This is a genomic window from Pleomorphomonas carboxyditropha (assembly GCF_002770725.1).
In the GTDB taxonomy this organism is placed as follows: domain Bacteria; phylum Pseudomonadota; class Alphaproteobacteria; order Rhizobiales; family Pleomorphomonadaceae; genus Pleomorphomonas; species Pleomorphomonas carboxyditropha.
In genome coordinates, this window is sequence record NZ_NQVN01000010.1 from 82309 (window position 1) to 107361 (window position 25053).

General features: G+C 68.0%; 24 protein-coding genes. 16 read left to right on the top strand and 8 right to left on the bottom strand.

The genetic code is table 11. The features are described from left to right. Nucleotides 1-52 precede the first annotated feature (52 nt). Together CJ014_RS15465 and CJ014_RS15470 are read right to left on the bottom strand one after the other, a co-directional pair. Nucleotides 53-2071, bottom strand: coding sequence for a methyl-accepting chemotaxis protein (locus CJ014_RS15465; RefSeq protein WP_165790853.1), 2019 nt, complete (start codon nt 2069-2071; stop codon nt 53-55). Nucleotides 2072-2287: 216 nt separating this feature from the next. Further along, on the bottom strand, nt 2288-3247 hold the full coding sequence (locus tag CJ014_RS15470; protein ID WP_100081384.1) for a 2-hydroxyacid dehydrogenase: 960 nt from the start codon (nt 3245-3247) through the stop codon (nt 2288-2290). A gap of 145 nt (nt 3248-3392) precedes the next feature. Between CJ014_RS15470 and CJ014_RS15475 the strand changes: the two genes are divergently transcribed. From CJ014_RS15475 to CJ014_RS15485, 3 genes are all read left to right on the top strand, one after another. Then, nucleotides 3393-4325, top strand: coding sequence for an SMP-30/gluconolactonase/LRE family protein (locus CJ014_RS15475; RefSeq protein WP_100081385.1), 933 nt, complete (start codon nt 3393-3395; stop codon nt 4323-4325). Nucleotides 4326-4493: 168 nt separating this feature from the next. Next, a complete protein-coding gene (locus tag CJ014_RS15480) occupies nt 4494-5516 on the top strand; it encodes a LacI family DNA-binding transcriptional regulator (protein WP_100081386.1) in 1023 nt (340 codons plus the stop codon). 152 nt (nt 5517-5668) lie between these two features. Beyond that, complete coding sequence (locus CJ014_RS15485; RefSeq protein ID WP_100081387.1) at nt 5669-8155, top strand: glycoside hydrolase family 2 protein; 2487 nt, start codon at nt 5669-5671, stop codon at nt 8153-8155. A gap of 244 nt (nt 8156-8399) precedes the next feature. Here the strand turns inward: CJ014_RS15485 and CJ014_RS15490 are convergent, their stop codons facing one another. The 4 genes from CJ014_RS15490 to CJ014_RS15505 all read right to left on the bottom strand — a co-directional run bounded on the left by CJ014_RS15490 (nt 8400) and on the right by CJ014_RS15505 (nt 13611). After that, nucleotides 8400-9278, bottom strand: coding sequence for a 3-hydroxybutyryl-CoA dehydrogenase (locus CJ014_RS15490; protein WP_100081388.1), 879 nt, complete (start codon nt 9276-9278; stop codon nt 8400-8402). Nucleotides 9279-9351: 73 nt separating this feature from the next. Then, nucleotides 9352-10290, bottom strand: coding sequence for an electron transfer flavoprotein subunit alpha/FixB family protein (locus CJ014_RS15495; protein ID WP_100081389.1), 939 nt, complete (start codon nt 10288-10290; stop codon nt 9352-9354). A 15-nt stretch (nt 10291-10305) separates the two neighbouring features. Next, nucleotides 10306-11055, bottom strand: a complete 750-nt coding sequence (locus CJ014_RS15500) for an electron transfer flavoprotein subunit beta/FixA family protein (RefSeq protein WP_100081390.1) — start codon at nt 11053-11055, stop codon at nt 10306-10308. 132 nt (nt 11056-11187) lie between these two features. Beyond that, nucleotides 11188-13611, bottom strand: coding sequence for a TIGR02302 family protein (locus CJ014_RS15505; protein WP_100081391.1), 2424 nt, complete (start codon nt 13609-13611; stop codon nt 11188-11190). Nucleotides 13612-13819: 208 nt separating this feature from the next. Between CJ014_RS15505 and CJ014_RS15510 the strand changes: the two genes are divergently transcribed. The 3 genes from CJ014_RS15510 (at nt 13820) to CJ014_RS15520 (ending at nt 16755) form a co-directional block, all read left to right on the top strand. After that, nucleotides 13820-14950: a D-alanyl-D-alanine carboxypeptidase family protein gene (locus tag CJ014_RS15510; RefSeq protein WP_100081392.1), complete on the top strand. Its 1131-nt coding sequence runs from the start codon at nt 13820-13822 to the stop codon at nt 14948-14950. A 24-nt stretch (nt 14951-14974) separates the two neighbouring features. Next, entirely contained in the window at nt 14975-16180 is a 1206-nt protein-coding gene (locus CJ014_RS15515) for a CobW family GTP-binding protein (protein ID WP_245427376.1), read from the top strand. Nucleotides 16181-16500: 320 nt separating this feature from the next. Next, entirely contained in the window at nt 16501-16755 is a 255-nt protein-coding gene (locus CJ014_RS15520) for a hypothetical protein (protein ID WP_133121866.1), read from the top strand. A 17-nt stretch (nt 16756-16772) separates the two neighbouring features. On the opposite strand, the gene tlpA is transcribed toward CJ014_RS15520, so the two are convergent. Beyond that, entirely contained in the window at nt 16773-17408 is a 636-nt protein-coding gene (tlpA, locus tag CJ014_RS15525; RefSeq protein WP_100081395.1) for a thiol:disulfide interchange protein TlpA, read from the bottom strand. A gap of 29 nt (nt 17409-17437) precedes the next feature. Here tlpA and argH point away from each other — a divergent pair, with 29 nt between their 5' ends. The 10 genes from argH (at nt 17438) to ureC (ending at nt 24632) form a co-directional block, all read left to right on the top strand. After that, a complete protein-coding gene (gene argH / locus CJ014_RS15530; protein ID WP_100081396.1) occupies nt 17438-18817 on the top strand; it encodes an argininosuccinate lyase in 1380 nt (459 codons plus the stop codon). 41 nt (nt 18818-18858) lie between these two features. Beyond that, on the top strand, nt 18859-19056 hold the full coding sequence (gene lptM / locus CJ014_RS15535) for an LPS translocon maturation chaperone LptM (RefSeq protein ID WP_100081397.1): 198 nt from the start codon (nt 18859-18861) through the stop codon (nt 19054-19056). A 10-nt stretch (nt 19057-19066) separates the two neighbouring features. Continuing rightward, nucleotides 19067-20335: a diaminopimelate decarboxylase gene (lysA, locus tag CJ014_RS15540; RefSeq protein ID WP_100081398.1), complete on the top strand. Its 1269-nt coding sequence runs from the start codon at nt 19067-19069 to the stop codon at nt 20333-20335. A 100-nt stretch (nt 20336-20435) separates the two neighbouring features. Beyond that, entirely contained in the window at nt 20436-21305 is an 870-nt protein-coding gene (locus tag CJ014_RS15545) for an urease accessory protein UreD (protein ID WP_207765766.1), read from the top strand. Between the two features lie 14 nt (nt 21306-21319). Then, nucleotides 21320-21622 (top strand): urease subunit gamma, encoded by a 303-nt coding sequence (locus CJ014_RS15550; protein ID WP_026790746.1) that lies wholly within the window; start codon nt 21320-21322, stop codon nt 21620-21622. A gap of 4 nt (nt 21623-21626) precedes the next feature. Further along, entirely contained in the window at nt 21627-21878 is a 252-nt protein-coding gene (locus CJ014_RS15555; RefSeq protein WP_100081400.1) for a DUF1272 domain-containing protein, read from the top strand. Nucleotides 21879-21889: 11 nt separating this feature from the next. Beyond that, on the top strand, nt 21890-22195 hold the full coding sequence (locus CJ014_RS15560) for an urease subunit beta (RefSeq protein WP_100081401.1): 306 nt from the start codon (nt 21890-21892) through the stop codon (nt 22193-22195). Nucleotides 22196-22266: 71 nt separating this feature from the next. After that, nucleotides 22267-22509, top strand: a complete 243-nt coding sequence (locus CJ014_RS15565; protein WP_207765767.1) for an AbrB/MazE/SpoVT family DNA-binding domain-containing protein — start codon at nt 22267-22269, stop codon at nt 22507-22509. Further along, on the top strand, nt 22506-22913 hold the full coding sequence (locus tag CJ014_RS15570; protein WP_100081403.1) for a type II toxin-antitoxin system VapC family toxin: 408 nt from the start codon (nt 22506-22508) through the stop codon (nt 22911-22913). Before CJ014_RS15565 ends, CJ014_RS15570 begins: the two co-directional genes overlap by 4 nt. A 3-nt stretch (nt 22914-22916) precedes the next feature. After that, the gene (ureC, locus tag CJ014_RS15575; RefSeq protein WP_100081404.1) at nt 22917-24632 is read left to right on the top strand and encodes an urease subunit alpha; all 1716 of its coding nucleotides are present in this window, start codon (nt 22917-22919) and stop codon (nt 24630-24632) included. Between the two features lie 7 nt (nt 24633-24639). Here ureC and CJ014_RS15580 read toward each other — a convergent pair whose 3' ends face one another. Continuing rightward, the gene (locus CJ014_RS15580) at nt 24640-25044 is read right to left on the bottom strand and encodes a bleomycin resistance protein (RefSeq protein WP_100081405.1); all 405 of its coding nucleotides are present in this window, start codon (nt 25042-25044) and stop codon (nt 24640-24642) included. Between the last annotated feature and the right edge of the window lie 9 nt (nt 25045-25053).

Sequence of the window (25053 nt, forward strand, 5' to 3'; positions counted from 1 at the left end):
ACAAAGACCTAGAGCGGCGGCGCGGATATATCCGGGCCGTCGCTCTGAAGGGTCAGGCCGCCCGGATGGTGGCGAGGAAGCGCTGAAGCTCGCTCTGCAGGCGTTCGGCCTGGGCCGACAGCGCATCGGAGGCGTGCAGCACTTCCTGGGCGGCGGCCGCCGAATTGCCGGCCGCTTCGCCCACCTTGACGATGTTGCTCGCCACGGTGCTGGTGCCCTCGGCCGCCTTCTGCACCGAATCGGCGATCTCCTGCGTCGCCATGCCCTGGTCGCGCACCGAGCCGGCCACCATGTTCGACACCTTGGAAATGTGGCCGATGGTTTCGGTGATGCGCATGATGGCGTCGCTGGAATCGGCGGTCGAGGCCTGGATCGCCGCCACCTGGGCGCCGATCTCGCTGGTGGCCTTGGCGGTCTGATCGGCGAGCTGCTTCACTTCGGCGGCGACGACGGCGAAGCCCTTGCCCGCTTCGCCGGCCCGCGCCGCCTCGATGGTGGCGTTGAGGGCCAGAAGGTTGGTCTGGCCGGCGATGGTGTTGATGAGGTCGACCACCGCGCCGATCTTCCGCGCCGCCTCCGACAGCTCGCGCACCTTGGCCGCCGTCTCGGAGGCGTCGTTCACCGCCTGCGAGGCGACCTCGGTCGATTCGTTCACCTGCCGGCCGATCTCGGCGATCGACGACGCCAGTTCCTCGGCGGCGGCGGCGACGGTGCCGACGCCGGCCGACGCCGCCTCGGAGGCGGCGGTCACGGTCGACGCCTTCTGCGTCACGTCGGCGGAGGAATGGGAGAGGGTCTGGGCCGAGCCGTTGAGCTGGCCGGCGGCGGCGGCCAGCGAGGAGGCGATGCCGCCGACGGTCTCCTCGAACATGTCGGCGAGCTGCTGCACTTCGCTGCGCCTCAGCTCGGCCTGGGCCGCCGCATCGGCCTCGCGGGCGGCGCGCGCCTCGGCCGCCTGGGCAAGGCTCGTCTTGAACACCTCGAGCGCCTCGGCCATGGCGCCGACCTCGTCCTTGCGGCCGAGACCGGGAACCACCGTCCGCAGGTCGCCGTCGGACACTTTCTCCATGGCGCGCGAGATGGCCACGACCGGCCGCGAGATCGACCGGCCGATGACGAAGGCCAGCACCACGGCGCCGACCACCGACACGCCGGCGACGATCAGCAACATCTGGCGAATGGTATTGAGCAGGCCGGTGGTGGCGACGCCGATCGACGTCGATTCGATGGAGGCGGCGGAGCGGACGCCCGCCACCTTGTCGGCGATCGCCGTCGAGGCGTTGAGCAGGTCCTTGGCGGTCAGGGCGCGGAGATCGGCGGAGATCTGGTTGGCCTGACGATAGGCGTCCTGATAGGCGGTGGCGGACTTCAGCACCTTGCCGAGCTGGGACGCCTCCTGCCCCTCGCCGACCGCCTTGATCACCAGGTTGAGACGCTGGACGAGGCCGTTGAAACCGGCGTCCGCCGCCTTGAGGTCGTCGGCCGTGCCGTTGTTCATCAGCTTGTAGACCGCGAGACGGCCGGCGTTGTACTGCTCCGTCGCCTTGGTGGCGATGGGAATGAGCTCCGGCTTTCCGAGCTTGTCGACCTTGGAGGAGAAGAACAGCATGTCGTTCTTCAGCTTGTCGCCGAGCGGGTCGACACTGTCGTGCACGATCTTCTGCTGGCTGGTCTTGAGCTCGACGAGCTTGGTCAGCACCGCGCCGTAGTTGTCGAACAGCGAGGCGATGGCCGTCATGTTGTCCTTGCGGGCGCCCGGTTCGATCTTGCCGACGGCATCGGCAATCGAAGCGCGGGCGGTTTCGGCGGCCGCCTTGGCGTTCGACAAGGCCGTCTCGCTGCCGGCGACCAGGTAGGCGTCGACCTTGGCGGTGAGGTCGAGGAAGGCGTAGTCGATGTCGCGGGTCAGCTCCACCTCGTCGACGCGGCTTCGATGCTGGTCGAAGGAGCGCTCGAACGAGCTGAGCGAGAAGAGCGACAGGCCGGCGCAAGCAATAAGTAATGCTATGATCAGCGCAAAGGCTACGAATACCTTCGAGCCGATGGAAAGGTTATTGAACAGGCGCGCCATGGCTTCTCCCCCGAGCGTCCGGAAAATTTCCGTTTTTGCTTGCAGCCGGCCCGACGAGACGCAATCGTTATCTTCCGGTCCTGCTACAACCTTGCGCATCGGATAATGATAAAGACACGCCCTTAAAGCTTTCCAAACAATAGACTCGCCAGTTCCTGTTTCTTTTCTTGTAAAAAATGACAGGGCCTAAGCGGCGCAAAAAGGCGTGTCGGGGCGTCATTTCCGGCGGCGAACAACGGCCGTCGGCAACGCTTCGCCGGCAAAATGCGCCGCGAGATTGGCGCGCACCAGCGCCCCCATCGCCTGCCGCGTCGCCATGGTCGCGCTGCCCTGGTGCGGCGACAACACGACGTTGCCGAGGCGGAAAAAGCGAGGGTCGATGGCCGGCTCGTTCAGGAACACGTCGAGGCCGGCGCCGGCGATCGCCCCGCTTTCCAGGGCGGCGATCAGGGCCGCCTCGTCGATGGTGGTGCCGCGCGAGATGTTGACGAGAAGGCCGTCGCGGCCGAGCGCGGCGATGGTGGAGGCATCGACGAGGCCGACGGTGTCGCCGCCGCCGGCCACCGCCACCACCAGGATGTCGGCCCAGGCGGCCAGCGCCGCCGGCGTCGGGAACGCCCGCCAGGACGACGGCGGCTTCGGCGAGCGGTTCCAGTAGCCGATCTCCGTATCGAAGCCGGCGAAGCGGCGGGCGATCGCCTCGCCGATGCGGCCGAGCCCGACGATGCCGACCTTGCAGCCCGAGACGCTCGCCGTGAGCGGCATGGACTCCTTCGCCCAGGCGCCGGAGCGCGCGAAGGCGTCGCCGTCGACGACGCGGCGGGCGAGCGCCAGCGCCAGTGCCAGCGCCATGTCGGCGACATCGGCGGTGAGCACGTCCGGCGTATTGGTGACGGCGACGTTGTGCCGCGCGGCCGCTTCGAGATCGACCTTGTCGTAGCCGACGCCGTAAACGGCGATCAGCCGCAGCGCCGGCAGCGCGGCGATCAGCGCCGCGTCGGCGCCGCGACCGCCGGAGGTGACCAATGCGGTGATGTCGGCGACCGTATCGAGCCCGTCCGGTCCGTTGGCCGGCAGGTCGACGAGGTCATAGGCCTCGCGCATCGGCGCGAGATCCCAGTCGGGCATCGGCGACACCATCAGGACCTTCGGGCGAGACGACGGGGCGACGGACATGGGCAAACTCCGGTTGTCGAGCGGAAAACGATCGTCCCGGACGCGACGGCGCGTTCTTGACGCTGTTCATCGGGGTGACGATAGTGCCATCCCGCAAGCCGGGGAAGGGCGAGGGTCGGGCGGCGGCGATGCGAAGGGGGATGGCATGGGCAGCTACGACACGTTCGACGGCCGGTTCGGGGCGCTGGTGATCGGCAACGCCGCCGTCGAGCGGCTATGGAGCGGCGGCCGCTGGACCGAGGGACCCGTTTATGTGCCGGCCGCCAAGGCCGTCGTCTGGTCGGACATCCCCGAGGACCGGATCATGCGCTATGACGAGACGAGCGGCGCCGTCTCCGTGTTCGAGCAGCCTTGCGGCTATCACAACGGCCACACGCTCGACGCCTTCGGCCGCATCGTCGCCTGCGAGCACGGCGGCCGCCGCATCTCCCGCCTGGGTTTCGACGGACGCTGGGAGACGGTCGTCGACCGGTTCGACGGCAAGCGCCTCAACTCGCCCAACGACGTCGTGGTGAAATCGGACGGCAGCATCTGGTTCTCCGATCCGAGCTACGGCATCGACAGCGATTACGAAGGCCACGCGGCGGAAAGCGAGATCGGCGGTTGCAACGTCTATCGCCACGATCCGCGGACCGGCGAGACGACGGCGGTGGTGACCGGTCTCGACCGCCCCAACGGCCTCGCCTTCTCGCCGGATGAGCGCATCCTCTACGTTTCCGACACGTCGCTGTCCGACATGCCGGCGATCCACGCCTTCACCGTCGCGGCGGACGGGCGCACGGTCGGCGGAGATCGGCTGTTCGCCGTTTCCGAAGCCGCCTTCTTCGACGGCTTGCGTCTCGACCGCGCCGGCAACCTCTGGACCTCCAGCGGCGACGGCGTCCGCGTCTACGCGGCGGACGGCAAGCTGCTCGGGCGCATCAATATTCCCGAGACGGTGTCCAACCTTTGCTTCGGCGGCGCCAAGCGCAACCGGCTTTACATCACCGCGACCTCTTCGCTCTATGCGGTCTACGTGTATGCGACGCCGGCGGACCGGCCGCTGCCGCCGGTGGAAAGCGCGGTCCACCTGCGGTAACGGGTCGTGCACATCGATAAGCACTATCACGTAACTATCGGCACCAAAAGCGGTTTCATCTCCGCAGGAGCACCGTTCGGTGGCGTTCCGTGCCAAGAAAATGGTCGACAGGTCCGTCAGAATCGATATTGATCTGAAACAATTGGCAGTCTCCGGAGTTGACCCAACGTGGGCGATGATCGTGCTCGGCTCAACCTGAAAAGTCTGGCCCGCCACCTCGACCTGTCGATCACAACCGTCAGTCGAGCCCTGCGCAACGGGCCGGAGGTCCGCAAGGAGACCATCGAGCGCGTTCAGAAGGCGGCGGCCGAACTGGGCTATGTCCGCGACTTCGGCGGGCTGACGCTGAGAACCGGCCTTTCCTATTCCATCTGCGTCCTGATGTCGGCGGTGCCGCCGGACGACATCGCCGACACCGGCTCGGTCGGCCTCCTGCAAGGCGTGCACGAGGTGGCGCAGGCGGCCGGCTATGCGGTCACCGCCGTGCCGCTCGCCCCCGGCGCCGATCCGATCGACGCGCTGAAGACCATCATCGACGGCCGCCGCGCCGACGGGCTGATCTTCGACCACACCCTGCCGATGGACCCGCGCGTCCGCTTCCTCCTGGAGCGCGACTTCCCCTTCGTCACCTTCGGCCGCACCGAGCTGTTCACGCCGCACGCCTGGTTCGACATCGACGACGAGGACGCCACCTGCCGGGCGGTGCGCCATCTCCTGGCGAACGGTTACCGCCGCATCTGCCTGATCAATCCGCCGGCCGAATTCATGTTCTCGCAATACCGGCTGCGCGGCTATCGCAAGGCGCTTGCCGAGGCCGGCATCGGCATCGATCCCCGGCTTATCCTCGATCTCGACCTCACCGCCCGGCGGACGCGCGCCTCGGTGAAGGACCTGATGGTGCAGGAGAGCCCGCCCGACGCCTTCATCTGCGTCAACGACATCACTTCGCTGGGCATGATGACCGGCCTTCGCGACATCGGCCTCGACCCCGCCGACTTCGGCTTCTGCGCCTCGACCACCACCCGGCTGATCGAATATGTCGAGCCGACGCCGGTGAGCTTCTATTTCCCGCTGCAGGAAGCCGGCCGCCGGCTGACGCGGCTGATGCTGCGCCGTCTCGAAGGCGAGACCGACATCAGCCAGTTGCAGGAGCTGGCCGTCGCCGAGATGCACGTGCCGCCGCGGATTTGAGTTTTTCGGCCTCGGTCGCCACCGAAATCGTTTCGGTTGCCCGCCAGGGTTGGCCGGGCTATGGTGTCGAGGTTCCCCGGCGTCTGCCGCTCCCCGGGGGAAGGGATGGCGATCCCTGAGGAGCAGCGGCTTCCGACCTCTTCGAGATTTCCATGGCTGACCTCGTCAATCGCGCTTCCGCGAAGGACCTTGCAGGAAACTGGACGCTTCACGCGACGGATGAATCGATTTCCGTGCCGTTCCCACTGCCGGGCGACGCGCTGTCGGCGCTGATCGCCGCCGGCGTCCTGCCGGACCCCTATGTCGGCGAGAACGAACTCGCGGTGCGCTGGCCGGCCGAGCGCGACTGGATCGCCCGCCGCAGCTTCGCCCTGGATGCCGAGGCGCTCGCCTATCCGTGGGCGATCCACGTCGATGGCCTCGACACCGTCGCCGAAGTGCGGATCAACGGCCGGCCGGTGCTCGCCGCCGCCAACATGTTCCGGCCGCATCGGGCCGAGGTCGGCGATGCTCTCAGAGAGGGCGACAACGAGATCGAGATCGTCTTCCGGTCCAACGTCGCCGCGGCGACCGAGGCGGCCGCCAGGCAGCCGTTCGAGCTGCCCTATAGCGCGCAGATGCAGGCGATGCCGCACATCAACCTTCTGAGGAAGGTGCAGTGCCACGCCGGTTGGGACTGGAACATCGCCATGATGCCGTTCGGCCTCTACGGCGACATTCGTCTCGAGCGCATCGACCTGCCGGCCATCGCCTATGTCCAGCACCGCCAGCGCCATGATGCGGCAACCGGCGCCGTCGATGTCGACGTCGAGGTCAGGATCGAGGCGAAGGCGGCGGGCGAGGAATTGCTCACCGTCGAGCTCGGCGATGAAAAAAGCAGCCTGCAGGTCGCCTTTACGGCCGGCACCACCGTTGCCGCGACGACGCTACGCATCGAAAATCCCCGTCTCTGGTGGCCGGTCGGTTCGGGCGACCAGCCGCTCTACGATCTGACCGTCACGCTCGGCGGCGCGGCCCATCGCCAGAGGATCGGCCTCCGCCGCCTCGAGGTGGTGACCAAGCGCGACGAGATCGGCGTGCCGCTGACGGTGCGCATCAACGGCCTCGACCTGTTCTGTCGCGGCGCCAACTGGATCCCCGGCGACGCATTGCCGTCGCGCATCACGCCGGAAGCGGTGCGGCCGCTGCTGGAGGATGCCGTCGCCGTCGGCATGAACATGCTGCGCATCTGGGGCGGCGGGCAGTACGAGCCGGACTGGTTCTACGATCTCTGCGACGAGCTCGGCATCCTCGTCTGGCAGGACATGATGTTCGCCTGCGCCCTCTATCCGGCCGACAACGCCTTCCTCGCCGAAGTGGACCGCGAGATCGAGCACCAGGTGCGGCGCCTGTCGCACCACGCGTCGATCGCCCTCTATTGCGGCGACAACGAAGTGATCGGTGCCCTGACCTGGTTCGAGATCGCGCGGGCCAATCGCGACCGTTATCTCGTCGCCTACGACCGGCTGAGCCGGACGATCGAGCTGGCCGTCAACCGCGCCGATCCGGAGCGGCTGTTCTGGCCGTCGTCGCCGTCCAAGGGGCCGATGGACTTCGGCGACGCCTGGAAGGCGGAGGGGTCGGGCGACCAGCACATGTGGGACGTCTGGCACGCCGGCAAATCGTTCGCCGCCTATCGCGGGGTGCGGCCGCGCTTTGCCTCGGAATTCGGCTTCCAGTCCTTCGTGTCGCTGTCGACGCTGCGGCGCTACATCGACGAGGAGGATCTCGACATCGCCTCGCCGGCCATGGAGCTGCACCAGAAGAATGCCGGCGGCAATGCCCGCATCGTCGAGACCATCTCGCGCTACTTCCGCTTCCCGAAGAACTTCGAGAACGTCGTCTACCTCAGCCAGGTGCAGCAGGGCCTCGCCATGAAGACCGGCATCGACTTCTGGCGGTCGATCAAGCCGGAGTGCATGGGCGCGCTCTACTGGCAGCTCAACGACACCTATCCGGTGGCCTCCTGGTCGTCGATCGAATACGGCGGCCGCTGGAAGCTGCTGCATTCTATGGCCAAGCGCTTCTTCGCCCCGATCAACGTGGTGGCGATTCCGTCGGCGGACATCGCCACGGTGGGGCTGTTCGCGGTCAACGACACGCCGTCCGAGGTGGTGGTGGCCGGCAATGCGTTCTGGCTGTCGGTCGATGGCGCCCGCCGGCCGGCCGGCGACTTCATGAAGACGGTGCCGGTCGATCGGGCGGTCCTGCTTCTGACGGTGCCCGCCAACGGCAGTCCCGACGAGGTGCTCGCTTTCAACTGGAGCGATCCCTCCGGCGAGCACTTCGACCATCATGCCGTCTCGCCCTACAAGGCGCTGCGCCTCCGCGATCCCGGCCTCGTGGTCGAGGCGGCAAAGCGCGGCGGCGGCGAGTGGTGCTTCACCATCACCGCCAGCGCGCCGGCCTTCTACGTGGCGCTCGAGACCGATCCTTACGGCGTCTTCTCCGACAATGCCGTGCTGGTGACGCCGGAAGCGCCGGTCGAGATCATCTGGACGTCGCGTTCGGGCGATGTCGATCCGGTCGACAGCCTGGTGGTGCACGATCTGCATTCCAGCTACCGGCCAAGCGAAATCGTCATTCGCAGGGCATCATAAATCGTCAGATCGCGGGGCCTGAGTGCCCCATATCCGCCGATTGCCCTATCTGCCTGAGGTCCTACGCCTTCGCGTAGGAAGACAGAATTATATAAATGAAAACAAATATATAGATCGTCATCCTGCGCGAAGGCGCAGGACCTCAGGCCGGATAAGGCGCGACGCAGATATCAATCGCGCTTCTTATTACCTTCAGATGAATAGGCTCGACACCGACTGTTCGGCGGCGGTGCGCGACATCGCCTCAGCGCGTCGGCACCGGCGTTGCGCCGCGATAGTCGTAGAAGCCGCGCTGCGTCTTGCGGCCGAGCCAGCCGGCCTCGACGTATTTCACCAGAAGCGGGCAGGGGCGGTACTTGCTGTCGGCGAGGCCGTCGTGCAGCACCTGCATGATGGAGAGGCAGGTGTCAAGGCCGATGAAGTCGGCAAGCTGCAGCGGCCCCATCGGATGGTTGGCGCCGAGCCGCATGGCGGTGTCGATGGAATCCACCGTGCCGACGCCCTCGTAGAGCGTGTAGATCGCCTCGTTGATCATCGGCAGCAGGATGCGGTTGACCATGAAGGCCGGGAAGTCCTCGGAGACGGCGACCGTCTTGCCGAGCTTCGCCACGAAGGCGCGCGCCGCCTCGAAGGTCTCGTCCTCGGTGGCGATGCCGCGCACCAGCTCGACGAGCTGCATCACCGGCACCGGGTTCATGAAATGGATGCCGATGAAGCGTTCGGGCCGGTCGGTCGAGGCGGCGAGGCGGGTGATGGACACCGACGAGGTATTGGTGCCGATCATCGCCTTGGGCTTCAGCTCGGGACAGAGCTGGGACAGCGCCTTGCGCTTGATGGTCTCGTTCTCGGTCACCGCCTCGATGACCAGATCGGTGTCGGCGAAGCCCTCGAGATCGGTCAGGAGCTTGATGCGGGAGAGCGCCTCGCGGCGCTGCTCCTCGGTGATCTTCTTGGAGGCGACCTGACGGCCGAGGTTGGCGGAAACGACGTTGAGGCAAGCCTCCAGCCGGTCGCGCGCGATGTCGTAGAGCCCGACGTCGAGACCTGCGAGAGCACAGACATGCGCGATGCCGGAGCCCATCTGACCCGCGCCCATGACGCCGATCGACCTGATTTCAACCATTGAAGTCCTCGAGCCTCTCGGGGCGACGCCGGCCGGCGGTGCACCCCTGTGACAAGTATCAGATCATTCTAGCTCAACCGAGCGCTTTCGTCAGCTCCGGCACGATCTCGTTGAGGTCGCCAACCAGGCCGTAATCGGCAACCTGGAAGATCGGGGCTTCCGCGTCCTTGTTGATGGCGACGATCACCTTGGCATCCTTCATGCCGGCCAGGTGCTGGATGGCGCCGGAGATGCCGACGGCGACATAAAGGTCCGGCGACACGGCCTTGCCGGTCTGGCCGACCTGCCAGTCGTTGGGGGCGTAGCCGGCGTCGACGGCGGCGCGGCTGGCGCCGATCGCCGCGCCGAGCCGGTCGGCCAGCGGCAGCAGAAGCGCCTTGAACTGCTCCTCCGAGCCGAGCGCCCGGCCGCCCGACACCACCACCCGCGCCGAGGTGAGCTCGGGACGGTCGGCCGTCGAGAAGGCGTCGCTGACGAAAGCCGAGATGCCGAAATCGGTCGGCGCGGTCACCGCCCCGACCGGCGCCGGCGCGCGGTCTTCCAGGGGCGTCGCCCGGAAGGAGGCGGTGCGGACGGTTATGAGCCGGATCGGATCGGCCGAGCGCACGGTGATCAGGGCATTGCCGGCATAGGTCGGCCGCTCGAAGGTGTCGGGCGCCAGCACGGCGGTGATGTCGGAGATCTGCATCACGTCGAGCAGGGCGGCGGCGCGCGGCAGGGCGTTCTTGAAGGTGGACGTTGAGGGCGCCAGGATGGCGGCATAGGCCGGGGCGAGCGCCACGACGAGGGCGGCGAGCGGTTCGGCGAGGCCGTGGGCGAGCGCCGGCGCTTCGGCGGTCAGCACGCGGCTGACGCCCTTGAGCCTGCCGGCCTCGGCGGCGGCACCGGCGACGCCGTCGCCGGCCACCAGCACATGGATGTCGTCGCCGATGGCCAGCGCCGCGGTCAGCGCCTTCAGCGTGGCGTCCTTGAGGGAGGCGCCGTCATGAGCGGCGAGGAGAAGGGTGGTCATGTTCGCTTGCCTTTCTCAGAGCACGCCGGCTTCGGTCTTCAGGCGGTCGACCAGCTCGGCGACCGAGGCGAGGCGGCGGCCGGCCGGCCGGGCCGGCGGCTCGGCGGTCTTCAGCACCGTCAGGCGGGGCGTGAGATCGACGCCATATTGGGCGGCCGGCCGGAAATCGATCGGCTTCTTCTTGGCCTTCATGATGTTGGGCAGCGAGGCGTAGCGCGGCTCGTTGAGGCGAAGATCGGCGGTGATAATGGCCGGAAGCGCAAGCCGCACCGTCTGCAGGCCGCCGTCCACCTCGCGCGTCACCTCGATGCCGCTGTCGGCGAGAACCAGCTTGGAGGCGAATGTCCCCTGCGGCCAGCCCAGCAGGGCCGCCAGCATCTGGCCGGTCTGGTTGCTGTCGTCGTCGATGGCCTGCTTGCCCAGGATGACGAGGCCGGGCGCTTCCTCGGCGACGATCGCCTTCAGGAGCTTGGCGACGGCAAGCGGCTCGACGTTGCCTTCCGCTTCGAGCACGATGCCGCGGTCGGCGCCCATGGCAAGCGCGGTGCGCACCGTTTCCTGCGCCTCCTTCGGGCCGATCGACACGGCGACCACCTCGCTGGCGGCGCCGGCCTCGCGCAGGCGCAGCGCTTCCTCGACGGCGATCTCGTCGAACGGATTCATCGACATCTTGACGTTGGCGAGATCGACGCCGGAACCGTCGGCCTTGACGCGGATGTTGACGTTGTAGTCGACCACCCGTTTCACGGGCACGAGAATCTTCATCGGGACCATCTCTCCGGACCAATGGGACGACGGTCGAAACGGCCCGTAACGGGCGGATTTCGAGCGCGAGGCGTGACCGTAACGACCGTATGCGCCGTCGTCAACGGCAGGCTAAGCTGGCTTCCGGAGGGGCTAAAACGGGGCGATCAGCCGGCGGAGATAGTCGAGTTCGAGCGCCGGCCGGCCGGGATCGGCGTAGCGGCGGCGCAACTCCTCGAGAAGCCGGCGCGCCCGCTGCACTTCGATCTCGCCGGGCACCTTGGTGTCGTCGCCGAAGTCGGGGCCGCGCCGGCCGGTCGGCCGGCCGAGCGGGTCGGTGCCGCCCTGGCGCATGCCGGCGGTGCCTTGGCCCTGGCCGCGCATCATCTCGCGGGCGCCGCGCCGCAGGGCATCGAGGGCGGCGCCCTGGTTGCCGACGGCGGATTCGGGGTCGCCGGCGCCGAGGTTGCTGCCGGCGTCCTGCATGGCGCGGCCGGCGCCTTCGAGGCCGCTTTTGCCGTCCTCCCCGCCGCCTTGCCGGGAAAGGCCGGACATCAGCTCCTCAAGGCGGCGGGACAGCTCGGACTGTTCGCGCTGGAGGTCGCTGAGCGCCTGCTGATCGCCGCTCTGGTCGCCGAACTCCTCGCCGGTATAGCCGTCCGGCGTCAGCTTGTGGGTGCGGTTCTGCAATTCCTGCTGTCGGCGGATGATATCGGCCAGCGCATCGAGCGTCGGGTTGCTGGCGCTACCGCTCTCCGGCCGGGCGAACTGCAGGCCGGACAGGATGTCGTCGAGTTGCGACAACAGCTCGGCGGCGGCGTCGCGCTCGCCGAGCTCGCCAAGCTCCCGCATGCGGTCGACCAGCTTCTTGAGATCGTCGCTGGTGATCCGCTCGCCGCCCTTCTGGCCGAGGTCGCCGAGGCGGGAGGGATCGCCGGCCGCCGCTTCGGCCATTGCCTTCAGATAGTCGTCGAGGGCGGCCTTGAGCTCTTCGCTGAGCCGGGCGATCTCTTCCGGCGGGGCGCCGTCCGCCAGCGCCTTCTTCAGGGCTTCGCGGGCGGCGGCCAGCCGCTCGGCCGCCGGCGCGAGGTCCCCCGCCTCGATGGCAAGCGCCATCTGCCAGAGATAGTCGAGCACCGGCTTGAGCTCGGCGTCGTCGCGCGCGGCCAGGATGCGATTGCGGGCGACGCGCAGGCCGAGGATCTCGCCGGGCCGGTCGATGAAGGCGGCGCCGAGGTCGCCCAGCGTCTCGAAGGTGGCCGCCACCGTCTTCGCCTTGCCGGCGTCGGTGGCCAGAATCCGCCGCTGCTCGACGATGGCGGCGGCGAGCGGATTGCGAAACGGCCGGGCCGGCAGGTCGATGAGAAGCGGCGGCGTTTCGGCGACGTGGCCGGCGTCGTCGCGCGCTTCGAGGACGAGGCGGACCCGGCCGCCGGCCAGCGGATGCGTGGTGAGATCCGAGGTGGTGCTGGCGCGCTCCTCGCCGCGGCGCGGCAGGGCGAGCGATATGTCCGGCAGGGCGACGAGCGGCCGGGCGCCCTCGGTTGCGTCGGGTGAAAGAACGGCGCGGGCGGCGGCCACCCGGTAGTCGTCGCTCGTCGCGTAGGCGAGGCGCAGCGCGCCGCGCGCGGTGGCGGCCGGCTGTTCGACGAGACGGATTTGCGGCGGCGCGTCGGCCCGGACGGTGAGCGGCAGTTCCATGGCCGGCAGGTTATCGCCCGTCAGCGTCAGCCGGCCGGAGGTGGCGAGGCGGTGCTCGTAGGCGGTTTGGCCGGCGGCCGGCGCTCGCCCGTCGAGCGCGACCGGCGGCTTGCCGTCGGCGGCGAAGGCGACCGTCGGCGCGCCGATGCCGGCGAGCCGCACGGCGAGCGTCGTTCCCGCCGGCAGCGTGACCGGCGATGCATCGGTCGGGGTGGCCGCGCCGTTCGCCGTCGTCACCAGGGCGCGCGGCGTCAGGCCGGTATAGGTGGGCGGGCTCGCCCAGACGTCGACGCGGATATCCGCCGGCGCGGCGGCCGGCAGCCGGAAGACGGCCCTCAGCGGTCCGACGTGGTCGGAGGTGGCGAAGAAGCCGACGATCACCAGCAGGAATACGGCCGCCCGCAGCGCATGAGGATCGGCGCGGTCGAGGCGTGGCGACGGCAGGCGGGGCTTCAGGGCCTTAAGACTCGCCGCGAGACGGCGGCGATGAGCCTGCCAGAGCGCGTCGGAGAGACCGTCGCCGGCCGTCGCCGGGTGATCGAGAAAGGCGCTGAGGGGGCGGTGCGGGACGCCGCGCTCGAGCCGGTCGGCCGCCTGCCGCCGGTCGGGCCAGGGCGTGCGCAGGAGGTAGACGATCGCCGCCAGCAAGGCCGCGACGAAAAGGCCGGCGGCGGTGAGGCGGAGGACGACCGGCAGGCGCTCCAGGATGCCGAGCCAGGCGAGCGCCAGGAACGCGCCGGATATCGACAGCACGAGCGCAAGGCGCGGCCACAGACGCTCCCAGGCGAGCGACAGGCCGGAAAGCGCCACAGCGCGCGCGGTGACGGTCGGCAAATCGCTTTCCCGGTCCTCGGGCCGGTGTGGTCCTTCTGTCATCGAGCCTTTCCCTCGGCGCTCGCGGCGTCCGTGTCGTTCCGATCACTTTAGGGGGGAAATGGGTCGAAGATAAGGGTGTCGCCGCATTCTGGCCGCCTTCGGGAGACATTCGGGAAACGCCGGTCGTCTTGCGCCTTTGCGGAAAACGCGACCTTCGGCTAAAATCATCCGTCTGTGGACGCTCGTTTCCGGGAAGAAAGCCTTGCCGATGATTTCCGGCCCGCGTGGCCGCGCCCGACGCCTTTTCAGTCTCGCTGTTGCGCTGCCGTTGTTCCTGAACCTCGCCGGCGGCGCCGGTGCCGCTCCTTATCTCGCCGTCGATCTGGCGACCGGCGCGGTGCTGGCCGAGAACCAGAGCTTCGATCCCTGGTATCCGGCCTCGATCACCAAGCTGATGACCGTCTACGTGACGCTGTCCGCCATCAAGGCCGGCGAGATCCGCGGCGATTCGGGTGTGGTGATGACGCCGGCCTCGACGCGCGAGCAGCCGTCGAAGATGGGCTTCAAGCCGGGAACGGTGCTCACCGTCGACACGGCGCTCCGGATCATCATGGTGAAGTCGGCCAACGACGTTTCCTATGCGCTGGCCGAACGGGTGGGCGGCAGCCTCCAGGGCTTCGTCGCCCGCATGAACGGCGCGGCGCGATCGCTCGGCATGATCAACACGCGCTTTTCCAACGCCAACGGCCTGCCGGCTCCCGACCAGTGGACGACCGCCCGCGACTATGCGCTGCTCGCCCGCACCCTGCTCAAGGATTTCCCGGGCTACCGGGAGCTCTACCGGACGACGGCGCTGTCGCTCGGCGGCAAGGTCATCCAGAACCACAACAACCTGCTCGAGCGCTATCCCGGCTCCGATGGCATGAAGACCGGCTTCATTTGCTCGTCGGGCTTCAACGTGGTGGCGACGGCGACGCGCAACGGCCGCCAGATCCTGACCATCGTGCTGGGCGGCAAGACGGCGCGGGAGCGCGACGAACTGGCGGCCAGCCTGCTCGAGGCGTCGTTCCGGACGCCGGCCACCGCCGCTTCGGTGACGATCGACCGGCTGGCGCCGCGCGGGCCGGTGGCCAGCACCGTTGCCGACATGCGCGACCTTGCCTGCCCCAAGCGCAAGAAGGGCTCCAAGGCGCCGGTCGGCGAGGACCTCGGCGACGGCGACGACGATCAGCCGGCGAGCTACCTGGTGCCGCGCTTCAAGGTGATGGATCCCATCATGATCAGCCTCGGCGGCGCCAGCGACATGCCCGACCCGGTGGAGGCGCCCGTCGTCACGGAGGCCCGGGCCGGCAAGACGGCCGCCGCCGTGCCGCTGCCGCTGCCCAAGCCCGTCCGCTGAGCTTCAGCAAAAAGGATCCAAGCGTTGCCGGAAGCCGACCGCTCGCGCGGGCCAAAGCCCGCCATTCCCGTCACCATCGTCACCGGTTTTCTCGGCGCCGGCAAGACGTCGCTGCTCAACCGGCTGGTCCGCGATCCGGCGCTCGCCGGCACCGGCTTCATCATCAATGAATTCGGCGAGATCGGCATCGACCATCTTCTCGTCGAGGCGGCCGACGACGGCATCGTCGAGCTGTCGTCGGGGTGCCTGTGCTGCACGGTGCGCGGCGAGCTGGTGACGACGCTGGAGAATTTCCTGCGCGGCCTCGACAACGGCCGCATCGACACGCTGAGCCGCATCGTCATCGAGACCACCGGCCTTGCCGACCCGGTGCCGGTGCTCGCGACACTGACCAACCATCCCTACCTGTCGCTGCGCTATGCCATCGACGGGGTGATCACCGTCGTCGACGCGGTCAACGGCGGCCGGACGCTCGACGAGCACGAGGAAGCGGTGAAGCAGGTGGCGGTGGCGGACAGGCTGGTGATCGCCAAGGCCGACCTTGCCGAGGGCGCGGCGCGGCTTCCCGCCCTTCGCCGCCGGCTGGCGGCGCTCAATCCCGGCGCGCCGCTCGTCGACGCCGCCACGGCCTTGCCGGCCGATCTTCTCGGCTGCGGCCTGTTCGATCCGGCCACCAAGACGGCCGACGTCCGGCGCTGGCTCAACGCCGAGGCTTTCGCCGGCGCCGGCGAACACCGTCACGACCACGATCACGACTGCACCGGCGGGAACTGCGATCATCCGGGCCACCATCACCATCACGGCGGGCACCATCACCACCACGAGGACGCGGAAAGCCGGCACGACGGCGTCAGCGCCTTTTCGCTGGTGTCCGACGGGGCGCTGCCGGCCGGCGCCCTGGAAATGTTCCTCGAGCTGCTGCGCGCCGCTCATGGCCCGAAGCTTTTGCGCCTCAAGGGCGTGGTGCGGCTTGCCGAGGATCCCGAGCGGCCGCTGGTCGTCCACGCGGTGCAGGAGCTGTTCCACCCGCCGGTCCGCCTTGCCGGCTGGCCGGATGCCGACCGGCGGACGCGGCTCGTCTTCATCACCCGCGATCTTGCCGAGGACGAGGTGAAGCGGCTTTTCGACGCCTTCGCCGGCGTGCTCGCCCCCGACACGCCGGACCGTCGCGCGATGACCGACAACCCGCTGGCGCTTTCCGGCTTCACGCCACCGTCGCGGCGCGCCTGATGGCGGCCTGTCGATCTACGGGCTTTCCCGTAGGCGGGGATGCTGCTGGGAAAACGTGGAGTTTCGTTTTTCAAGCGGGTGAGCAGGCGGCGAACAGTTTATCCACAGCTTTGATAAAACGGCATTCCTGTTAAAATTAACTATGATGCTGGTCTATCTATCTTTTTTCATTATTGTTTTCGCTGTGCAGGAATAACGGGAAGCTTGCGGTTCGATGCCGTTAATGTTCCGTTAACCATATTGGTTCGATCCTTGGAACCGGAGTGGTCGGGCGCTGTGGGGCGCGCTACGAACTCCCCGACCAAGACGGGATTGAAAACGTGCTGACACCCCTCGCAAAGCCGGAATCGTTCCTGTTTTCCTGGATGGACGGAGACCACGCCGTGGTCGTCCGGATCGTCGAGGCCTCGCACCAGCGGGCGGTGGCCCGCTTCCGGGCGATGAGCACAACCGAACGTCGCAGGGCCACCGTCAGCCGCCTCGAAGGGCGCGACGTCGACCATCTCGAACGTATCGGCGATTGGCTCGAGCGTTTGCTGCCGCGCTTCGGCTCCGCCGGCCGCAGCCACGCCTGACGATCTGCCGCTCCGTCTCAATCGGGCTTGATCGCCGCCTCGATCAGCGCCAGCGCGGCCGGCGAATCCCATTCGGCCGGCCCGGCCAGCGAGGCGAGGGCGCAGCCGTTGCGGTCGACCACGAAGGTGGTGGGCAAGCCCAGGACCAATCCCTTCGATTTCAGTTCGTTGAAGGCCCGCATCTCGGGATCGCGCAGGTCGACAAGCGACGTGGCGCCGATGTCGCTCAGGAAGCGAGCCGGCTTGTCCGGGCCGCCGACGTCGACGTTGAGCGCCACGACCGAGAAGTCGGAGCGCCCGCGCTTTTCCTGCAGCGCCTGGAGATGCGGCATTTCGGTGCGGCAGGGCACGCACCAGGTCGCCCACATGTTGAGAAGAACCGTCCGGCCGGCAAACTCCGAGACGCGGCGCTCGCCGCCGTCGGGGGCATGCAGGACGAGGCCGGAGAAATCGGCCGGCGCATCGGCGGGCAGCAGGGCGGCAAGATCGCCGGTGGCGAAAGGCTTCAATGCCGCCGCCTTCGCCGCCGCCGTCGCGCAGCGGCCGCCGCTCTCGACAGCGCCCCTCTCCGTCACGTATACCGCAGCAACGCCGGCAGCCACCGCAACGATCGCGATCGCGGCGAAGACGCGGCGGGAAGGCTTGAACGGCATCGACCGATCCTCGTTCCTGGAGTGTACCAATGAGCAACCGCATGTGGGGCGGCCGGTTTTCGGCCGGGCCGTCGGCGATCATGGAGGAGATCAACGCCTCCATCGACTTCGACCGGAAGCTCTACGCCCAGGATATCGCCGGCTCCAGGGCGCATGCCGAAATGCTCGCCGCCCGCGGCATCATTTCCGTGGACGACGCCGGCAAGATCGCCGAAGGCCTCGACGCGATCAAGGCGGAAATCGACGGCGGCGGCTTCATCTTCTCGCGAGCCCTCGAGGACATCCACATGAACGTGGAATCGCGCCTCAAGGAGCTGATCGGCGCGGCGGCCGGGCGTCTTCACACCGCCCGCTCGCGCAACGACCAGGTGGCGACCGACTTCCGCCTGTGGGTGCGCGACAGCCTCGACCATGTCGACGGCCAGCTCGCCGAGCTGATGCGGGCGCTGGTGAGGCGGGCCGGCGAGCACGCCGACACGGTTATGCCCGGCTTCACCCACCTGCAGTCGGCGCAGCCGGTCACCTTCGGCCATCACCTGATGGCCTATGTCGAGATGCTCGCCCGCGACCGCGGCCGCGTGCAGGACGCGCGGCGGCGCCTCAACGAATGCCCGCTCGGCGCGGCGGCGCTGGCCGGCACGTCGTTTCCGATCGACCGCCACATGACGGCGGCAAGCCTCGGCTTCGACCGCCCAACCGCCAATTCGCTCGACAGCGTCTCCGACCGCGACTTCGCGCTCGAAGCCATGGCGGCGGCGTCGATCATCGCCGTGCACCTGTCGCGGCTCGCCGAGGAGATCGTCATCTGGTCGTCGGCGCAATTCGGCTTCGTGCGCCTGTCGGACGCCTTCTCGACGGGCTCGTCGATCATGCCGCAGAAGCGCAACCCGGATGCCGCCGAGCTGGTGCGGGCCAAGGCCGGCCGCATCATCGGCGACATGAACGCGCTCCTGATCGTCATGAAGGGGCTGCCGCTCGCCTACCAGAAGGACATGCAGGAGGACAAGGAACAGGCTTTCGACTGCTTCGAGAACCTTTCCCTGGTGCTCGCCGCCATGACCGGCATGGTCGACGATCTCGTGCCCAACGTCGCCCGCATGGCCGCCGCCGCCGGCTCGGGCTTTTCGACCGCCACCGACCTCGCCGACTGGCTGGTGCGCGTGCTCGGCCTGCCGTTCCGCGACGCCCACCATGTCACCGGCCGCCTGGTGGCGATCGCCGCCGAACGCGGCATCGAGCTCGCCGACATCCCGCTCGCCGACATGAAAACGGTGCATGACGGCATCACCGAAGCGGTCTACGATGTGCTCACCGTCGAGAATTCCGTCCGCAGCCGCACATCCCACGGCGGCACGGCGCCCGATAACGTGCGGGCGGAGGTGGAGCGCTGGACGGCGCTCCTCGGCTGAGGATGGCGTGAAATCTGCTTCCGGACAAACGGATCGAGGACATGATGGTGCTGCGTCTCGGGATGATAATGCTGATGGTCGGCCTCGCGGTTACCGGCTGCGGCCGGAAAGGGGCGCTCGAGGCGCCGAATTCGACGGCCGAGACGGCGGTTCCCTCGACCAACGACCCGGGCGCGGTGAAACCTGTCGAAGCGCCGGCGAAGCCCAACAAGCCCTTTATTCTCGACGGTCTCATCTGAGGGGGTCCGGTTGCATCACTTCAGCTATCGCGGCGGCGTGCTCCACGCCGAGGACGTCGCGGTGCCCGCCATTGCCGCCGCGGCCGGAACGCCCGTCTACATCTATTCCTCGGCCACCATCGCCCGCCATTTCCGGGTGTTCCGCGAGGCGCTCGGCGACGAGCGCTCGCTGGTCTGCTACGCGCTGAAGGCCAATTCCAATCAGGCGGTGATCGGCACCCTGGCCCGGCTCGGCGCCGGCGCCGACGTGGTGTCGGAAGGCGAGCTCCGCCGGGCGCGCGCCGCCGGCATTCCGGCCGAAAGGATCGTCTTCTCGGGCGTCGCCAAGACGGTGCGCGAAATCGAGTACGCGCTCGCCGAGGGCATCAAGTGCTTCAACGTCGAGAGCGAGCCGGAGCTGGAGCGCCTGTCGGCGGTGGCCGCCCGCCTCGGTAAGACGGCGCCGGTATCGCTGCGCATCAACCCCGACGTCGACGCCCGTACCCACGCCAAGATATCCACCGGCAAGGCCGAGGATAAGTTCGGCATTCCCTGGAAGGAAGCGGTGCGCGTCTACGCCCGCGCCGCCGCCTTGCCGGGCCTTTCGGTTGCCGGCATCGACATGCATATCGGCTCGCAGATCACCGACCTCGAACCCTTCGATGCGGCGTTCGGCCGGCTCGGCGAACTGGTGGCGGCGTTGCGCGCCGCCGGCCATAGCATTCATCATGTCGATCTCGGCGGCGGCCTCGGCATTCCCTATCGGGCCGACAATGCGCCGCCACCCCATCCGGCGGCCTATGTCGAGGTGGTGCGCCGGCATACGCGGTCGCTCGACTGCGAGGTGCTGATCGAGCCGGGCCGCTTCATCGTCGGCAATGCCGGCATCCTCGTCACCGAGGTGCAGTACGTGAAGCGCGGCAAGGCGAAGACCTTCGTCATCGTCGACGCGGCGATGAACGACCTCGTGCGGCCGACCCTTTACGACGCCTATCACGAGATCCGTCCGGTCGACGAACGGCCGGCCGGTGCCGAGCAGGAGAAGGTCGACGTGGTCGGTCCGGTCTGCGAGAGCGGCGACTACCTGGCGCGCGGCCGCAACCTGCCGGTGGCGCGGCCGGGCGAGCTGTTCGCCGTCTTCTCGGCCGGCGCCTATGGCGCGGTGCAGTCGGGCACCTACAATTCCCGCCTCCTGGTGCCGGAGGTGCTGGTCGACGGCGACCGCTGGGCGGTGGTGCGGCCGCGGCCCTCCTACGACGACCTGATCGGCCTCGACCGCTTGCCGGACTGGCTGATTTAAGAGCTTCACCTGCCCAAGTTTTGGGCTCGCCGGCTGGCGGGCCTTTTGCCACAGTGCCGGGCAGCCGCCGCGCCGGCCGGCGTGGCATCGGGGGGAGAGCTTGGCCGCAGTTTCGACCGCAATGTCGCTTCAGAAGGAAACGCCCCGGCTTGAACGGGCCGAAGGCACGGCGCGTGTCGCCTTCGCGCTGCGGACCGTCGGCGGCCGGCAGGAGACGCGGCTCGCCGATCTTTTCCAGGACGGTTCGGCCAAGGTGCGGCTGCCCAGGGTGTACGACGGTTCGGGGCCGGCCGCCGTCTTCCTCAACAGCGCCGGCGGCGTCACCGGCGGCGATCATCTCAGCTTCGAGGCGCATTTCAAGGCCGGAGCGACGGCCACCGTCACCACCCAGGCCGCCGAGCGCATCTACCGGCGTGTCGAGGGCGTCGGCCGCATCGATAACCGGCTGGTCGTCGAGGCCGGGGCGAACGCCCGCTGGCTGCCGCAGGAGACCATCGTCTTCGATGGCGCCGGTCTTTGCCGCCGCCTCGACGCCGATCTCGTCGGCGACGCCCGCCTCGTTGCCGTCGAAAGCATCGTGCTGGGCCGCACTGCCATGGGCGAGGAGGTCACCGCCGTCGACCTCGCCGACCACTGGCGCATCCGGCGCGACGGCCGGCTCGTCTATGCCGACGCCTTGCGCCTTTCCGGCGACAGCCGGGCGATTCTGTCGGGCAGCGCCACCGGCGGCGGCGCCCGCGCCTTTGCCGGCATGGTGGTGGCGGCGCCGGACGCGGCGTCGCGGCTCGATCATGTGCGGGAGCTGATCGCGACGCTCGTCGGAGACGGCCTCGAAGCGGGCGCTTCCGCCTTCGACGGGCTCCTGTCCATACGTTGTCTTGCCCTTGACGGCCGCCGCCTGCGCGCCATTGTCGAACCCCTGATCGAAACCCTCACTGGCTGGCCGCTGCCGCGCGCCTGGTCGATCTGAGACGAGGAAGACCGATGAATCTGACGCCGCGCGAAAAGGACAAACTGCTCGTCAGCCTCGCCGCCATGGTGGCCCGCAACCGCCTGGAGCGGGGCGTCAAGCTGAACTACCCGGAAGCGGTGGCGCTGATCACCGACTATGTGGTGGAGGGCGCCCGCGACGGCCGTACGGTGGCCGAGCTGATGGCCGGCGGCGCCACGGTGCTCCGCCGCGAGCAGGTGATGGAGGGGATCGCCGAGATGATCCACGACGTGCAGGTGGAAGCGACCTTCCCCGACGGCACCAAGCTCGTCACCGTCCACGAACCGATCAGGTGAGGCCATGGCGCTTGAGCTTCGGCCCAACTGCGAATGCTGCGACCGCGACCTGCCGCCGGCGGCCGAGGCCTACATCTGCTCCTTCGAGTGCACCTGGTGTCCCGACTGCGCGACCGGCGTGCTGAAGGGCGTCTGCCCCAACTGCGGCGGCGAACTCGTCCGCCGGCCGGTGCGTCCCGCTGACAAGCTCGCGACCAATCCGGCGTCCACCGCCCGCGTCCTCAAGAGCGAGCCCTGCTCGCCGCGCGCCGCCTGAAAGGAACGATCATGATCCCGGGTGAAGTCATCACCGAAGCCGGCGACATCGAGCTCAATGCCGGCAGGCCGGCGCTGGTGCTCGAGGTGGCCAATTCCGGCGACCGGCCGGTGCAGGTCGGCAGCCACTATCATTTCGCCGAAACCAATCCGGCCCTCGTCTTCGACCGCGACAAGGCACGTGGCTACCGGCTCGACATTCCCGCCGGCACCGCCGTCCGCTTCGAGCCGGGCCAGAGCCGGTCGGTGACCCTGGTGCCTTATTCGGGAAAGGGCGAGGTCTACGGTTTCCGGCAGGGTGTAATGGGAAAACTGTGAACGCCTTACGTTTAGTGGTATTGTCTGACAGAATGGGATTTTGAAAGGCAAACACCATGGGTGTGGCGAAAGTGACGTCGAAGAACCAGATCACCATCCCGGCCGATGTGCGGGATGCCTTCGGCGTCGAGCCCGGCGATGAACTGGTGTTTTTCCGCAAGCTCGATGGCGGGCTGGGCGTGCGGGTCAGGAAGGTGCGGGTCGGCGCCGGCTTCGGCATGGCGTCCGACGGCACGCGGATGTCCGACCGGGACCTGCGGGAAGCCGTCGGAGAGGCGGTGGCCGAAGGCGTGGCGGAGCGGCTCCGGCAATGAGGGCCATCGATACCAATGTGCTCGTCCGCTACCTGCGCAACGACGATCCCGTGCAGAGCCCGGTCGCTCGCCATCTGATCGACGAGGCGGCGGGCGGGTCCGATCCGCTTCTCGTCCCCAACGAGGTGCTGGTGGAAATCTTCTGGCTATTGGCCAAGCGCCAGAAATTTCCGCGCGCCCGAATCGCCGATATTCTGTGGGCGCTTCTGGACAATGCGCATCTGGCATTCTCCGACCGGGTCGCCGTGTCGGCGGCCGTCGATGCCTATGCGCAAGGTCCGGCCGGCTTCGTCGACTATCTGATCGCGGCGACGGCTCAGGCCTGCGGCGCCGACTACACCCTGACGTTCGACCGCGAGGCGGCCGGACACGCGAGTTTCAAGCTGCTTTCCGCAGGAGACTGACCGATGCCCTACCGCATGTCCCGTGCCGCCTATGCCGACATGTTCGGTCCCACCGTCGGCGACAAGGTGCGCCTCGCCGATACCGAGCTGTTCGTCAAGGTGGAGAAGGATTTCACCGTCTACGGCGAGGAGGTGAAATTCGGCGGCGGCAAGGTGATCCGCGACGGCATGGGCCAGAGCCAGGCGAGCCGGGCCGAGGGGGCGGTCGATACCGTCATCACCAACGCGCTGATCATCGACCATTCCGGCATCTACAAGGCCGACGTCGGCATCACCGACGGCCGTATCTCCGGCATCGGCAAGGCCGGCAACCCGGATGTCCAGCCCGGCGTCACCATCATCGTCGGTCCCGGCACCGAGGCGATCGCCGGCGAAGGCAAGATCCTGACCGCCGGCGCCCTCGACACCCACATCCATTTCATCTGCCCGCAGCAGGTGGACGAGGCGCTCTACGCCGGCATCACCACCATGCTGGGCGGCGGCACGGGGCCGGCCACCGGCACGGCGGCCACCACTTGCACGCCCGGCCCCTGGCATCTCGAACGGATGATCGAGGCGGCCGAGGGGCTGCCGATGAACCTCGCCTTCTCAGGCAAGGGCAACGCTTCGCTGCCGGCGGCGCTCGTCGAACAGGTGAAGGCCGGCGCCTGCGGCCTGAAGCTGCACGAGGACTGGGGCACCACGCCGGCCGCCATCGACAATTGCCTGTCGGTCGCCGACGACTACGACGTGCAGGTGATGATCCACACCGACACGCTCAACGAATCGGGCTTCGTCGAGGACACCATCGCCGCCTTCAAGGGCCGCACCATCCACGCCTACCACACCGAGGGCGCCGGCGGCGGCCACGCGCCCGACATCATCAAGGTGGCGGGCCTTGCCAACGTGCTGCCGTCGTCGACCAACCCGACGCGGCCCTACACGCGCAATACGCTCGACGAGCATCTGGACATGCTGATGGTCTGCCATCACCTCGACGGCTCGATCCCCGAGGACGTCGCCTTCGCCGAGAGCCGCATCCGCAAGGAGACCATCGCGGCGGAGGACATCCTGCACGACATGGGCGCCTTCTCGATCATCTCCTCCGACAGCCAGGCCATGGGCCGCATCGGCGAGGTGATCATCCGCACCTTCCAGACGGCGCACAAGATGAAGGTGCAGCGCGGCGCCCTGCCGGAGGACGTGGGTACCGACGCCGACAATTTCCGCGTCAAGCGCTATATCGCCAAGGTGACGATCAACCCGGCCATCGCCCAGGGTCTCTCCAGGCATGTCGGCTCGGTGGAGGTCGGCAAGCTCGCCGATCTCGTCCTGTGGACGCCGGCCTTCTTCGGCGTGAAGCCGGACCTGGTGCTGAAGATGGGCACCATCGCGGCGGCGGCCATGGGCGACCCCAACGCGTCGATCCCGACGCCGCAGCCGGTGCACTACCGGCCGATGTTCGGCGCCTTCGGCAAGGCGATGACCCGCTCGTCGGTCACCTTCGTCTCGCGCTACGCCTACGAGAACGGCATCAGGGAGCGGCTCGGCCTCGACCGTGTGGTGCTGCCGGTCGAGAACACGCGCGGCGGCATCTCCAAGGCATCGCTGATCCACAATTCGGCGACGCCGGTGATCGAAGTCGACCCCGAGACCTACGAGGTGCGGGCCGACGGCGAGCTCCTCACCTGCGCGCCGGCCGACGTATTGCCGATGGCGCAGCGGTATTTCCTGTTCTGAGAGGGCGCTATTCGATGGTCTCGCAGAAGCGAAGGAGGTAGCCATCCGGATCGGCGACGACGAATTGCCGCTGGCCTTCGCTGTCGTCGCCGACGCGATACCATTTCTCTTCCAGATCCAGAATGAAAGAGCAGCCGGCATCGCGTAGGCGGGCGTAAAGCGCCGCCGCGTTATCCACTTCGATCTGGAAATTGATGCCGCGGCCGTAGGGATGTTCAAGCGGTGCCGGATGCCAGCGGCGTCCCGGGCCGAAGGTTTCCTCCATCATCAATTCGACGCCATCGCGCTCGATATAGGCAAAGCGATCCTCCGGTCGCCGATAACGGATGTTGAATCCGGCAAGGTCGACATAGAACGCCAGCGAGCGTTGCAGATCGTCGACATTCAGTTCGGGAACGAGTTTCACCTTCATGCGCGCAGC